This window comes from Pseudoclavibacter sp. AY1H1 (assembly GCF_002931055.1).
GTDB lineage: Bacteria > Actinomycetota > Actinomycetes > Actinomycetales > Microbacteriaceae > Pseudoclavibacter.
In genome coordinates, this window is sequence record NZ_PSXX01000006.1 from 44,499 (window position 1) to 56,750 (window position 12,252).

Consider the following 12,252-nt stretch of genomic DNA (forward strand, 5'->3'; position numbering starts at 1 on the left):
CGATCACTCATTCGCGTCGAGATAAGATCGGCAGACTAACGAGGCTTGAGCTTGGCGAACACTGCCAAGGGGAGAGGAGCTTGCTTCCGTGATGCAGGGCGAACGCACGCTCGCTGGCCGATACGACATCGGCCGGCGTATTGGTCGTGGAGGTATGGCTGAGGTCTACCTCGGGACCGACGAGCGTCTTGGCCGCCGTGTCGCCGTCAAGCTCCTCAACACACAGCTCTCCGGAGAGCCCGACTTCCGGTCGCGCTTCCGACAGGAGGCCCAGGCCGCTGCACGGATGACGCACCCGACGATCGTCCGCGTCTTCGACGCGGGTGAGGACACGTTCGTGCGCGCCGATGGGCATGAGCTCGTCGTGCCCTACATCGTCATGGAGTACATCGAGGGGCAGCAGCTCCGCGACGTCATGGCCGGTGCCCCGCTCGCCGACACGCAGATCCACGAGTACATGACGGGCATCCTGACGGCGCTCGAGTACTCGCACCGTGCTGGCGTCGTACACCGCGACATCAAGCCGGGCAACATCATGATCACGCCGGAGGACACGGTCAAGGTCATGGACTTCGGCATCGCCAGGGCCATCTCCGACACGGCGGGCACGATCGCCCAGACGACGGCGATCCTCGGCACCGCCTCCTACTTCTCCCCCGAGCAGGCCAAGGGCGAGAACGTCGACGGGCGAAGCGACCTCTACTCCGCGGGCATCGTCCTCTACGAGATGCTCACCGGCAAGGTCCCGTTCCAGGGTGACTCCGCCGTTGCCGTCGCGTACCAGCACGTCACCGAGCGCCCCATCGATGCCAACGAGATCAACCCGAAGGTCTCGAAGGCGATGAACGCGGTCGTCAAGCGCTCCCTCGCGAAGAACCGCGAGGACCGCTACCAGTCGGCTTCGGAGTTCCGTCGCGACCTCGACCTCGCAGCGCAGGGCATCATGCCGGCGTTCGCCACCAAGGTCGAGGACGACGACCGCACCCAGCTCTTCGGGCCGGCCCCTTCTGGCGTGAGCGCCACGGAGTCTGCCTTCAATTCGCTCTCCGAGACCGATGACCGCGCACCACAGGTGCAGCGGCGTCCCCCCGCGATGTGGATCTGGGGCGCCGCGGCACTACTCGTGGTCGTCATCGTGGCCGTCAGCATCTGGGTCTCCTCCCTCCCCGACGTCGGTCAGCTGCCCGAAACGAGCGTCGATGTGCCAGATGTCGTGGGCGAGCAATGGGATGCGGCTCGCACAACGCTCGAAGACGCGGGCTTGACGCCCGTGCGCGCGGCGCAGACGAGCGATGAGGTTCCCGAGAACCAGGTCATCAGCACCACCCCGGGCTCAGGACTGAGCGTGTCTCCCGGCCAGGAGATCACCGTCCTGGTCTCCACCGGCCCGTCCGCGGTTACGATGCCCGACATCAACGGCATGACCGTGGAGCAGGCGACTGTCGCTCTCCAGGGGGCGGGCTTGAGCGTCGGCCAGATCACGTCAGAGGACTCTCCGACGGTCACTGCCGGCACGATCGTCCGCAGCGACCCTGCGGGTGGCTCCAGCGTCGCCGCGGGCTCCAGCATCAACCTCGTGACCTCCACGGGCAACGTGGCGCTGCCTGACCTCATCGGTCAGCCCCTCGAGTCCGCGACCGCCACGCTCCGAGAACTCGGACTCCTCGCGGTCGTGAAGCAGGACCCTGGATGCCTCGCGGTCGACGGCGACCCGATCGTGAACATGTCGGTTCCACCAGGACCAGTCGCCCAGCACTCCCAGGTCGAGGTCACCTACTGCACGTCCGTGCCCGCCCCACCGGAGACGACCGCGCCAGCACCCGAGCCCACCTCGAGCGCAGGGCCCTCCTCCTCGACGGAGAACTAGGGCCGCACGACGACCCGCGGCCACGGTCGCGGCGCCCGCGCAACGCGCTCCGGCTCCTTCCGATGACCGGGAGGAGCCGTTGCCGTCAGGAGCGCAGTGCGGCCGCGGAGCCGCCGACTCCGAGGCCGACGGTGACGTCGTTCTGGGGCGTGAGCAGTGCATCCGCCCACGGGAAGGCGTAGAAGACCAGGCCGTACAGGACGGCTGCGATCACGACGAGCGTGATCAGGAGCTTGACGGGCCAGGGCCCGGGGAGCACACGCCAGAGCGCGCCGTACATCAGAGACCCCCTTGCGTGGCGACGGACGCGGCGATCGACGCCGGCGGGCCGTCGGCCCGCGGCGTGAAGCTGTCGAACACCGCGTAGCCGATGATTCGCTCTGCCGTCGACCAGAACGGGTTGCAGCTCATGATCATCATGAGCCGGTCGGTGCCGGTCTGCTCCGGGTAGCGAGGCACCGAGCCGAGGACGTCGACCTGTGTGGGGGCGACGTACTCGCCGGAACGGTAGGAGTAGGTGTACCAGCCGTCCGCGGTCTCCACGACGAGTTCGTCGCCGAGCTGCAGCTCGTGGATCTTCTGCATCGAAGCCCCGTAGGCAAGACGGTGGCCAGCAATGGCGAAGTTGCCGACCTCACCGGGCATCTGCGAGTCGGGGTAGTGGCCGATGTTGTTGTCGAGAACCTCGTGCTGTTCGATGCCCTGTGCGATGGGACGGGCGTAGTCGGCCCCCCAGGTGGGAACGTAGAGGATCGCGAAGCGCTCGTTCGTGACCGTCGGCGCCGAGGAGATGGGGATGCCGATCGCCGGATCTGTTGTGGTCACGGTCGTCGCTTCTTCACCGCCATCCGCGAGCACCTGGCTGAGTTCCTGCCCGGCCTGGTTCTGCTCATCGCCGACGATGAGGTCGTTGAGCCAGTACTTCCACCCGACGAAGAGCAGGACGACGACCCCGAGGGTCATGAGCACTTCACCCGAGACGCCGATGATGCTGAGCCGCCGCCTCGGCTTCGAGCCGGTGGGCTTCGAGGGGTTGTTGTGCTGCTGGGATGCGGCCCGCTGCTCTCGCAGGCGTCGCTCCGACCTGGTCTCGTAGCCGTCGTCGGCCGCGAGGAGAGACTCGATCGAGGTCGTCCCGTCGTCTCGTCCGGGCCGTTCAGCAGATGGCATAGGAGCAATCATAGATAGGATGGCCCGCATGTCTCGTGAGAAGTCCAGCGACTCCAAGTCCGACGAGCCGGAGAAGAAGACTCCGGCCGGTACGAAGAAGCACCGTTCCTCGGAAGCGTCCGCAGCTGCGGCCGCTCTCGCGGCGACGGAGAAGCAGCGTCGGCAGAAGCGCAGCTCCGGGGTGAGCGACAGCGACGAGCGCAACCCGAACCCGGTCTGGTTCAAGCCGCTCATGTTCGGCTTCCTGCTGCTCGGCTTCCTCTGGATCATCGTGTTCTACCTGACGAGCGGTGCTCTCCCGATTGCCGAGCTCGGCTCGTGGAACATCCTCGTGGGCTTCGGCATCGCGTTCATCGGCTTCATCATGACGACGAACTGGCGATAGCAGACTCCACGAGTTATCCACAGGGCCTCGAATGACAGCTGTGTAATTCATCCCCAGGTGTGCATAACCCTGTGGATAACTCTCACACAACACAGAGAAGCCGCGCATCCGACCGGATGCGCGGCTTCTCTGGTTCTGCGACGGAGACGGGGGGGAGCTAGCCAGCTGCCGCCAGCGGCAGTTGGGAGACGCTGACGGTGGCACCCACGACGATGAGGACGCCGAGTGCCGCCACTATCCAGAGCCCCTTCTGCGAGGGCTTCGCCGACTTCGACTCCCACAGGAACAGCCAGGAGCACAGTGCTCCCGTGACCAGCCCGCCGAGGTGCGCCTGCCAGGCGATACCTGGGATCACGAACCCCATGACGACGTTGATGCCGACCAGGACGATGAGTGACATGGTGTTCATCCGCGCCTGACGCATGACGACGAAGTACGCGCCGAAGAGTCCGAAGACGGCACCGGAGGCGCCGAGCACCGTGGTGTTCGGGGCAACCAGGGCGATCGCGAGCGAACCGCCGAGCGCGCTGACGACATAGAGCGCTGCGAACCTCAGGTGCCCGTAGACCTGCTCGAGCACCCGACCGAAGATCCACAGCGTGAGCATGTTGAACGCCAGGTGGAAGACGGTCGAGTGCGCGAACGCCGAGGTCAGCATGCGCCAGGGCTCGAATGCCCCGCTACCCGCGTGAGAGTAGATGCCGTGGTAGACGAGGATGCCCGTGAGCCAGTCCCCCGTCACCTGCTGCAGCAGCCAGAGGACCGCCGAGATGCCGATGATGGCGTAGGTGACGAGCGGACGCTGATCCTGCCCGAGCCGTCGCAACCGCGTTCGAGCCGAGGGCCGCTGGGCGGCCTTGGCTTTCGCGTTTGCCTCCCGGATGCACTCTGGACAGATCACGCCGACCGGCGCGAGTGTCTGGCATTCGGGGCACACGGTGCGCCCGCATCGCTGACAGAGCACGAAGCTCTGTCGGTCTGGGTGCCGGTAGCAGAAGTTCTCACGCTGCTGCGACAGCTCGGGTGATGTCATGCGGGGAGTGGCTCCTGGAGGTTAGAGCTGCTCGACGGTGACGCTCTCGATGACGACGTCCTTGAGCGGCTTGTCACGGCCGTCGGTGGGGACCTTCGCGATCGCGTCGACGACGGTGCGCGACTCATCGTCCGCGACGCGGCCGAAGATCGTGTGCTTTCCCTGGAGCCAGGGAGTGGGGTCCGTCGTGATGAAGAACTGCGAGCCGTTCGTGCCGCGCCCCATCTGCTTGCCGGCGTTCGCCATGGCGAAGATGTAGGGCTCGTTGAAGTTGAGCTCGGGGTGGATCTCGTCGTCGAACGCGAATCCGGGACCGCCGGTGCCGGTGCCCGTGGGGTCACCGCCCTGGATCATGAAGTTGGGGATGATGCGGTGGAAGATCACGCCGTCGTACAGGGGCGTGCTCTTCGTCTGGCCGTCACGAGGGTCGGTCCATTCGAGCTCACCCGTGGCGAGGCCCACGATGGTCTTGACCGTGTTCGGCGCGTGGTTGCCGAAGAGCTCCACCTTGATGGGGCCGTGGTTCGTGTTGATCGTTGCGAGTGCAGTGGCGATTGACATGCTGGTCATCTTTCCATAGCCCCCCGACTTCTCTCCCCCCTGTCCGCCGACAGCGTGCGGTGATTCAGGTTCCGTGTGGCAGAAGCGTGCCAAGATATGCAGTACCTACTTGTCAACGTCCGGAGGTACCAATGGCCCTTTCACGGAAGCAGTCGCGTGAACTCAAGCGTCTCCGCAAGGACGCAACAAACTTGTGGAGCGAGCAGCAGTCTGTCATCGAGCACGCTCGAGGCATCCTGCAGTCAGCAGGCGTGAGCGCGAAGGGCTTGGCTGAGTCCGAGCTCGTGCCAGCGCTGCAGAAGAGCTACGACAACAACGTCCGCCCCAGCTTCGACCGCAGCTACAACGCCGCGCGCGACAAGTACGAAGACGCGAGCGTCCGCTTCAACGGCAAGGTCCTTCCTGTCGTGGCCGGCCTCTCCGGCTCGCTTGCCGGCACGGTCAGCAACCTCGCTTCGAAGAACAACGACTTCAAGGACGCCGCTGGCACCGCGAAGAAGGTCTCGAAGGAGCTCAACTCGCGCGCCAAGAAGGCTTCGAAGGCGTACGACAAGAAGTACAACAGCTCCGGCGTCGGTGTCGGTGGCTGGCTGCTCATCGGCGCAGGCGTCGCCGCCGTCGCAGCTGTCGGCTATGCCCTCTGGCAGACCTTCCGTGCAGACGACGACCTGTGGATCGCCGACGAGGAGCTCGACGCTCCCGTCACGACGGTCTCGCCCGCTTCGGCAGCGAAGTAGTTCTCGCCGCACACGCGCACGACTGGCCCCGCACTCACCTGGTGAGCTGCGGGGCTTCGTCGTAGGCGGCGATGATGACCTGCGCGAGCGCGTCGGCCATCGCTGGCTTGGCGCCTCGCCACCACGCGAGTCTGACCTCGATCGTGGGGGCGTCCCGCAGCGGCCGGTAGGCGATGCCGGGCCGCGGATGCTGCGCCGCCGTGGCCTCGCTTGTCACCCCGTAGACGCCGCCGTCCGCGATGAGGGTGAGCCACTCGTCGAGTGAGCTCGTGGGGATGAAGACCGGGGCGCGTTCCGCCGGCCAGAGTGAGCCGACCGTCGTGCCGGTGCGTGCATCCACCGCCATGGTCCTGCCGGCGAAGTCGTCGAGGAGCAGCGCCCTGCGTCTGGCGAGCGGATCGTCGTTCGCGAGGACGGCGACGCGTCGTTCCTCGCCGAGGCGGACCGTCTCGATTCGGGGATCACGGGGAACCGTGCGGAACACGGCGAGCTCGACCTCGCCGTCGAGGAGCCCCGCCGTCGCCGTGTTGCTCTGCCGGAAGACGAGGTGCGACTCAGGATGCTGTGCTCGCCAGGTGCGCTGCACGGCACCGGTGTGCGCGCCGAGGGTCGACCAGGCATAGCCGACGCGCAACTCCCGGGTCGTCTCGGCGACCTCGTCGCTGATGAGACGCACCTCGAGCAGCACCCGGCGGGCGCGGGTCAGGACACGCTCGCCGAGTGGGGTGAGCGCGACGTGCCGAGTCGACCTGGAGAGCAGCTGGGCTCCGAGCTGCGTCTCGAGGGCGAGGATCGCCCGGGAGACGGCCGCCTGCGAGCAGTGGAGCTCGATCGCCGCATCGGTGAAGGTTCCCGTGTCGACGACCGCAGCGAGGGCGCGTAGGTGGCGAATCTCCAAACTCATGCGTCCAGCGTATAACTCACGCGTGTCGCGCATTTCTGGGCCTGCGCAGGCGGGTTCACCATGGGCGCATGACAGGAACCGGGAGAACGGCCGCCGCTGCCGCACCACGCAGCGTGGTGACGGGTGCAGCGATGCTGACCGGAAGCGGACTCTCCAACCAGCTCGGCGCGGCACTCGGCGCACTGGCCTTCGGCCCCCTCGGCACGTCGGGCGTCGTGGCCATCCGCCAGCTCGTGTCCGCAGCCATCCTGCTGCCTGTCGCGCGTCCTCGCCTGCGGAGCTTCACGTGGGCGCAATGGTGGCCCGCGCTGTTGCTCGGCGTCGTCTTGGCGACCATGAACCTGTCCTTGTACGGAGCCGTCGACCGCATCGGGCTCGGCCTTGCCGTGACCCTCGAGTTCCTCGGACCCCTCGCCGTGGCGCTGTGCGCATCCCGCACGAAGGCCGATCTCCTGCTCGCGGCCGGCGCCGCCGTCGGCGTCTACGTGCTGCTGCTCCCAGACGCGTCGAGCGACATCCTCGGCTACGCCCTCGGGCTGCTCGCGGCGTGCTGCTGGGCGAGCTACATCCTGCTCAACCGGATGCTCGGCGGTCGCCTGAGCGGCCTCCAGGCGCCCGCTACGGCAACGCTCGTGTCGAGCCTGCTGACGCTCCCGATCACGGTGCAGCTGATCGCGGAGGGCCGGCTGCTCGGCTGGCCGCTGCTGCTGGCCGCGCTCTCCGGCGTACTGTGCTCCGTCATCCCGTACTCGATCGACGTCATCGCGCTTCGCTGGGTGACGACGAGGTTCTTCGGGGTGTTCATGAGCATCAACCCGATGTTCGCCGCCATCGCCGGCGTCGTGGTGCTCGGTCAGGTGCCCGCCACCCATGAGTGGGTCGGGATGGCGATGATCGTGGCCGTCAACGCCGTCGCGGTGTCCCGCAGCCTTCGGGGGTCTCGTGTCGCCCACGAGCCCCGTGACGGGGTCGCGCCCTCAAGCGCCTAGCGGGGGGCCCGAGTCGAACGCAGGTGGCCATTGGCCGGACGCTCCTCGTGGAGCCTGAGCCCCACGTCCACGAGCGACACCGTGCGGAGCGCAGCTATCTCGTCGAGGTCGAACCAGCGAGCCTCGTCCGTCGAGCCGCCCCGCTCGTTGCGGAGCTCGCCGCTCACGATGCTGGCCTCGTAGACGACCCGAACCGACTGCATGGGCGTCTTGCCTGGCTCGAGCCGGTCGCGGCCCGCGATGATGTGCGAGTCGATGCCGAGGAGCCGGTCGATGGACGCGTGGTAGCCGGTCTCCTCCCAGATCTCGCGGACGACGCCGTCGATCGGATCCTCACCGGGGTCGGTCCCACCGCCGGGCAGGGTCCAGCCGGAACGACCACGGTCACGCCAGTGCGCGAGGAGGATCTGCCCGTCGCGCACGATGACACCGTAGGAAGCGAGTCGTCGATGCACGGAACCCCCAAAGATCTCTGCCGAGGTCTCGAGGTCAGCGGCCTGATGCCTGGGCCGACCCGAACCACGGGCGATCGCTATCGTACGCCGCCGCGCGCCGGGCCTCCGTACAGGGAGGCGCCGACGCGCGGTCGCCGGGCACTGTCGTCTGCCCGGATCAGCGGCGCAGCGTCTTGCGGGCGGCCCAGTTCCCGAGGAACTGCAGACCCTGCACGATCACCACGATGACGATGACCGCAGCCCACGTGACGGCCGGGTTGAACTGGCGGTAGCCGTATTGGATGGCGAAGTCACCGAGACCACCTGCGCCGATCGCACCGGCGATGGCCGACATGTCGACGAGCGCGACGACCGCGAATGTATAGCCGAGGATGAGGGGCCCGAGGGCCTCGGGAACGACAACCGACCATACGATCTGGAAGCGCCCCGCTCCTGCGGACCGTGCGGCCTCCACCACGCCTGGCGACACCGTGAGCAGGTTCTGCTCGACGAGGCGCGAGATACCGAACGTCGCAGCGAGCGACATGGCGACGATGGCCGCTTCTGCCCCGATCCCCACACCGACGATCATCCGTGAGACCGGCTGCACCGCAGCGATGAAGATGATGAACGGGATGGGTCGGAAGAAGTTCACGATGATGTTGACGATCGTGCTGACGACCGGCTGCTCGTAGAGGTTGCCCTTGCGCGTCAGATACAGCAGCAGGCCGACGAAGAGTCCGCCGACGCCACCGAAGACGAGGCTCAGGGCCACCATGTAGAGGGTGGCGCCTGTGGCTTCGAAGAGCTTCGGCAGCAGGTCGATCACATCGTTCATGCGGCACCTCCAGCGTTGGTGTCCTGGAATTCCGTCACGACGGCGAGTTCCCTGATCTGGTCGAGCGCTCTGCGCTGCGCTGCGGCATCGCCCTGCAGGGCGAACGTCAGGTCGCCGAACGACCGACCGCGGATCTCGTTCATGCCTCCGTAGACGAGCTCGACGGTGATGCCGGCGTCGTGCAGGATGCGCAGCGCCTGGCCCTGGTTCGTCCGCCCGTCGCGGAAGCTCAGCGTCACGAGAGTTCCCGGGTGTCGCGCATGCAGGTCGGACCGCAGGGCAGCATCCGGAACTCCCTGGACGACCGTTGAGACGAACCGCTGGGTCGCGGGCGCCTGCGGGTTCGCGAAGATGTCGAAGACCTCGCCCTGCTCGACGATCTTGCCGTGCTCCATGACGGCGACGTGACTCGCGATCTCCTTCACGACGTCCATCTCGTGGGTGATGACGATGATCGTGACCCCGAGCTCCTGGTTGGCCTTCTTGAGCAGCTGCAGCACGTCGGCCGTGGTCTGCGGGTCGAGGGCGCTCGTGGACTCGTCGGCGAGCAGGATGCTGGGATTCGTTGCGAGCGCACGGGCGATGCCGACACGCTGCTTCTGACCGCCGGAGAGCTGGTCGGGGAAGGCGCGGGCCTTCTCGGAGAGCCCGACGAACTCCAGGAGCTCGGCGATGCGCTTCTCTCGCTCCGCCTTTGGTGTCTTCGCGACGCGCAGCGGATACGCGACGTTGCCCGCGACGTTGCGGGAGTTGAAGAGGTTGAACTGCTGGAAGATCATGCCGATGCCCGCGCGCACCGAGCGCAGCTTCGTCTCGCTGAGCGTCGTGATGTCGACGCCATCGACGTGGATGCTGCCGGACGTGGTCGGCTCGAGCGCATTGATGAGGCGCACCATGGTCGACTTGCCAGCCCCCGAGTAGCCGATGACCCCGTAGATGTCGCCGGCCTCGACGTTGAGCGAGACGCCGTCGACGGCTCTGATCGCCGGGGCTCCGCGCTTCGGCGACGGATACTCCTTGACGACGTCGGTGAGTGTGATGAGGGCCATGTCTTCGCTCTCGCCTTCTTTCACGGTCGAACCGTGTGGGTGGTGCTGGTGGACGACGTCGGGACGCCATCCGTCGGTGCAAGCGAGATCGCCGCCCGAGGCCTGATGATCATCATCGGGTCCCGGGCGGCGAGCACGCGAGCGGTGGGTTCTAGCCCTGCGCTTCGATCTCGGCGACGAGCTCGTCGAGCGTCGACTTCAGCTCGTCGACGGGGGTCTTGGTGAGCACGGCGGTGTCACCGAACGTCTCCTTGACCGAAGCCGCGACTGCCTCGGAGTTCTGGTAGATCTCGACCAGCTTCAGGTAGTTCGCGTTGTCGGCGTTCTCGGCCGACGTGACGAAGATGTTGATGTACGGGAACGCGGAGGCGTTCTGGGGGTCATCGCGAGTGAGCGCGTCGTCCGTCGTGAGGCCTGCGTTCTCGACGAAGTCGTTGTTGATGATCGCACCCGCGAGGTCCGGCAGCGAGGTCGCCGTGAGCGAGGCCTCGAGCTCGGTCACCGTGACGCGCGACTCGGGGAGCACGTCGTCGAGGGTCGAGAACGGCGAGCCGCCGTCCTTGAGCGAGATGAGACCGGCTTCCTGGAGCACGAGGAGGCCACGTGCGCGGTTCGACGCGTCGTTCGGCACCGCAACCTCGGCGCCATCCGGGATCGCCTCGACGGAGTCGTACTGCGAGGAGTAGAAGCCGAGGGGGTAGATCGCGGTCGAGCCGATCGGCACGAGGTCGTCGCCGCTGGCGGCGTTGTGCTGCGCGAGGTAGATGATGTGCTGGAACGCGTTGACGTCGAGCTCACCCTCGGTCGTCGCCGGGTTCGGCTGGTTGTAGTCCGAGAAGTCGACGAGCTCGACCGTGAGGTCCTGGGCTGCGGCCTCCTCGACGAGCACCTCCCAGTACGGGTCGGATGCGCCGACGACGCCGAGCTTGATGGTGTTCTCATCGGATGCGCCGGTGGAGCACGCGGAGAGGCCTCCAACGAGGGCGATCGCGCCGATTGCTGCGGCGATCTTGGTGAGACGTGACATGGAGGAGGGTCCTTTCAATGCGGCGCGCAAGCGCCGGCCATCCTCTAAGGGTCTAGAGGGCCTCGCAAGAAGAGCCACGAGGCGTCGCAAGAATAAGAGAACAGCGGGTCTCCGCGCCGGTACATCCTGACACGTTGCGTAACAGTCCACTGACGGGGTCATGAACGCAAGAATGTTGCGGTCAGACCCGCATTCAGCTCAGGGGAGGAGCCCCAGCTGCCTCGCCTTGGCAAGAGCTTGGTAGCGAGAGCTCGCATCCAGCTTCGTCATTGCCGTACCGAGGTAGCTCTTGACGGTGCTTTCGGTCAGGATCAGCTTTCCGGCGATGTCCCGATTGGAGAGTCCGAGGGCGATCTGCCCGAGCACGTCGAGCTCCCGCGGCGAGAGCCTGACTGGTGCCTCGGCCGACTCGACAGCTCTCGAGTGCTCTCGATCGCGGGGGTCGCCGTGATCTCCGGCGAATCTGACAAGCCGCTCCTCGACGCCTCGAAGGCGCGCACGGACGCGAGCGTCGCCGAGCATCGACGAGACCTCGCGCAGATCGGAGAAGGTGCCCCGCAGCTCCTCCAGCTGGGCTGCAGTGAGTCCGCCGGATCCGAGTTCGGAGATGCTCGCGGACCCCACCCGCATTCGGCGCCTCAGCTCGTCTCGGAGACGCAGCTCATCCTCGACCTTCTTGCCGAGTGCGACGGCCTGACCGAGCGACATCGATTGGGAGTCCGGAGCCGCGCGGAACCCGCCGTAGAGCACGCCCCGAACATGCTTGTCGACGATGACCGGAACCGCCATGAGGCTCTGGACGTCCTCAGACAGGACCTGCACGTCGTAGTCGTGCGTGATGCGGCTGCTGCCGCGGTAGTTCGTCGTGACCTTCGCGCGACGCTCCAGCATCGCGCGGCCGCCGAGTCCTCGACCGAGCTGGACTCGCAACCCGACCAATCCACGACCCTGATTCCCGCAGATCGTGTGCACGTTCGTCGTGTCGCGATGGGTGGGTCCGCCGAACGAGAGTGAACACCCCGTGGTCTCGCGCAGGCGGGCGACGGCCTCGGCGAAGACGTCCGCCTCAGTGGCTGCCTCTGGGAACATCATGTGGTCACTACCAACTTCCGGGGGTAGTTCGATACTTCGTCGTATGCGTAGCGTGGATGCTATCACGCAGGCAATGAGGCTTTCGTGTTCGCAACGATGCGAAGAAGCCCCGCCTTTTGCCGTTGAGAACTGCACGCACATATCTGACGAACGCAGCAATGCACTG

General features: G+C 66.5%; 13 protein-coding genes and 1 pseudogene. 4 read left to right on the plus strand and 10 right to left on the minus strand.

Annotated elements, in window-relative coordinates; genetic code table 11:
* Positions 1 to 91 precede the first annotated feature (91 nt).
* Positions 92 to 1,867 carry a Stk1 family PASTA domain-containing Ser/Thr kinase gene (pknB, locus tag C5E05_RS10930; RefSeq protein ID WP_104244186.1) on the plus strand — a complete coding sequence of 592 codons (1,776 nt, stop codon included), beginning with the start codon at positions 92 to 94 and terminating at the stop codon, positions 1,865 to 1,867.
* 85 nt (positions 1,868 to 1,952) lie between these two features.
* Here pknB and C5E05_RS10935 read toward each other — a convergent pair whose 3' ends face one another.
* Both C5E05_RS10935 and C5E05_RS10940 read right to left on the minus strand, forming a co-directional pair.
* Positions 1,953 to 2,147, minus strand: coding sequence for a hypothetical protein (locus C5E05_RS10935; RefSeq protein ID WP_104244072.1), 195 nt, complete (start codon positions 2,145 to 2,147; stop codon positions 1,953 to 1,955).
* Positions 2,147 to 3,037 (minus strand): class E sortase, encoded by an 891-nt coding sequence (locus C5E05_RS10940; protein ID WP_181059533.1) that lies wholly within the window; start codon positions 3,035 to 3,037, stop codon positions 2,147 to 2,149. Before C5E05_RS10940 ends, C5E05_RS10935 begins: the two co-directional genes overlap by 1 nt.
* Before the next feature lie 151 nt (positions 3,038 to 3,188).
* Here C5E05_RS10940 and C5E05_RS10945 point away from each other — a divergent pair.
* Positions 3,189 to 3,422 (plus strand): annotated as a pseudogene (locus C5E05_RS10945) (cell division protein CrgA); the annotation flags it as partial.
* Positions 3,423 to 3,579: 157 nt separating this feature from the next.
* Here C5E05_RS10945 and C5E05_RS10950 read toward each other — a convergent pair.
* The gene (locus tag C5E05_RS10950; protein WP_104307578.1) at positions 3,580 to 4,455 is read right to left on the minus strand and encodes a rhomboid family intramembrane serine protease; all 876 of its coding nucleotides are present in this window, start codon (positions 4,453 to 4,455) and stop codon (positions 3,580 to 3,582) included.
* A 21-nt stretch (positions 4,456 to 4,476) separates the two neighbouring features.
* Positions 4,477 to 5,016 carry a peptidylprolyl isomerase gene (locus tag C5E05_RS10955; protein ID WP_104244184.1) on the minus strand — a complete coding sequence of 180 codons (540 nt, stop codon included), beginning with the start codon at positions 5,014 to 5,016 and terminating at the stop codon, positions 4,477 to 4,479.
* Positions 5,017 to 5,207: 191 nt separating this feature from the next.
* Between C5E05_RS10955 and C5E05_RS10960 the strand changes: the two genes are divergently transcribed.
* Entirely contained in the window at positions 5,208 to 5,753 is a 546-nt protein-coding gene (locus C5E05_RS10960) for a hypothetical protein (protein ID WP_104244064.1), read from the plus strand.
* Between the two features lie 34 nt (positions 5,754 to 5,787).
* Here C5E05_RS10960 and C5E05_RS10965 read toward each other — a convergent pair whose 3' ends face one another.
* Positions 5,788 to 6,657: a LysR family transcriptional regulator gene (locus C5E05_RS10965; protein WP_104300360.1), complete on the minus strand. Its 870-nt coding sequence runs from the start codon at positions 6,655 to 6,657 to the stop codon at positions 5,788 to 5,790.
* Between the two features lie 68 nt (positions 6,658 to 6,725).
* Here C5E05_RS10965 and C5E05_RS10970 point away from each other — a divergent pair, with 68 nt between their 5' ends.
* The gene (locus tag C5E05_RS10970; RefSeq protein ID WP_104341951.1) at positions 6,726 to 7,646 is read left to right on the plus strand and encodes a DMT family transporter; all 921 of its coding nucleotides are present in this window, start codon (positions 6,726 to 6,728) and stop codon (positions 7,644 to 7,646) included.
* Here the strand turns inward: C5E05_RS10970 and C5E05_RS10975 are convergent.
* The 5 genes from C5E05_RS10975 to C5E05_RS10995 all read right to left on the minus strand — a co-directional run bounded on the left by C5E05_RS10975 (position 7,643) and on the right by C5E05_RS10995 (position 12,086).
* Complete coding sequence (locus C5E05_RS10975; protein WP_104244059.1) at positions 7,643 to 8,101, minus strand: NUDIX hydrolase; 459 nt, start codon at positions 8,099 to 8,101, stop codon at positions 7,643 to 7,645. The two genes, C5E05_RS10970 and C5E05_RS10975, sit on opposite strands and share 4 nt — an antisense overlap.
* A 157-nt stretch (positions 8,102 to 8,258) precedes the next feature.
* Positions 8,259 to 8,918, minus strand: coding sequence for a methionine ABC transporter permease (locus C5E05_RS10980; protein WP_104244057.1), 660 nt, complete (start codon positions 8,916 to 8,918; stop codon positions 8,259 to 8,261).
* Positions 8,915 to 9,967 carry a methionine ABC transporter ATP-binding protein gene (locus C5E05_RS10985; RefSeq protein ID WP_104341952.1) on the minus strand — a complete coding sequence of 351 codons (1,053 nt, stop codon included), beginning with the start codon at positions 9,965 to 9,967 and terminating at the stop codon, positions 8,915 to 8,917. Before C5E05_RS10985 ends, C5E05_RS10980 begins: the two co-directional genes overlap by 4 nt.
* 151 nt (positions 9,968 to 10,118) lie before the next feature.
* Positions 10,119 to 10,994 (minus strand): MetQ/NlpA family ABC transporter substrate-binding protein, encoded by an 876-nt coding sequence (locus tag C5E05_RS10990; protein ID WP_104341953.1) that lies wholly within the window; start codon positions 10,992 to 10,994, stop codon positions 10,119 to 10,121.
* Between the two features lie 198 nt (positions 10,995 to 11,192).
* Entirely contained in the window at positions 11,193 to 12,086 is an 894-nt protein-coding gene (locus C5E05_RS10995; protein WP_181059535.1) for a LuxR C-terminal-related transcriptional regulator, read from the minus strand.
* Positions 12,087 to 12,252: the final 166 nt, after the last annotated feature.

Excerpts from the sequence above, each read along its gene's own strand:
- C5E05_RS10940 (WP_181059533.1), bottom strand. The coding sequence starts at position 3,037 with ATGCCATCTGCTGAACGGCCCGGACGAGACGACGGGACGACCTCGATC.
- C5E05_RS10980 (WP_104244057.1), bottom strand. The coding sequence starts at position 8,918 with ATGAACGATGTGATCGACCTGCTGCCGAAGCTCTTCGAAGCCACAGGC.
- C5E05_RS10965 (WP_104300360.1), bottom strand. The coding sequence starts at position 6,657 with ATGAGTTTGGAGATTCGCCACCTACGCGCCCTCGCTGCGGTCGTCGAC.
- C5E05_RS10950 (WP_104307578.1), bottom strand. The coding sequence starts at position 4,455 with ATGACATCACCCGAGCTGTCGCAGCAGCGTGAGAACTTCTGCTACCGG.
- C5E05_RS10935 (WP_104244072.1), bottom strand. The coding sequence starts at position 2,147 with ATGTACGGCGCGCTCTGGCGTGTGCTCCCCGGGCCCTGGCCCGTCAAG.
- C5E05_RS10990 (WP_104341953.1), bottom strand. The coding sequence starts at position 10,994 with ATGTCACGTCTCACCAAGATCGCCGCAGCAATCGGCGCGATCGCCCTC.
- C5E05_RS10955 (WP_104244184.1), bottom strand. The coding sequence starts at position 5,016 with ATGTCAATCGCCACTGCACTCGCAACGATCAACACGAACCACGGCCCC.
- C5E05_RS10985 (WP_104341952.1), bottom strand. The coding sequence starts at position 9,967 with ATGGCCCTCATCACACTCACCGACGTCGTCAAGGAGTATCCGTCGCCG.
- C5E05_RS10995 (WP_181059535.1), bottom strand. The coding sequence starts at position 12,086 with ATGATGTTCCCAGAGGCAGCCACTGAGGCGGACGTCTTCGCCGAGGCC.
- C5E05_RS10970 (WP_104341951.1), top strand. The coding sequence starts at position 6,726 with ATGACAGGAACCGGGAGAACGGCCGCCGCTGCCGCACCACGCAGCGTG.
- pknB (WP_104244186.1), top strand. The coding sequence starts at position 92 with ATGCAGGGCGAACGCACGCTCGCTGGCCGATACGACATCGGCCGGCGT.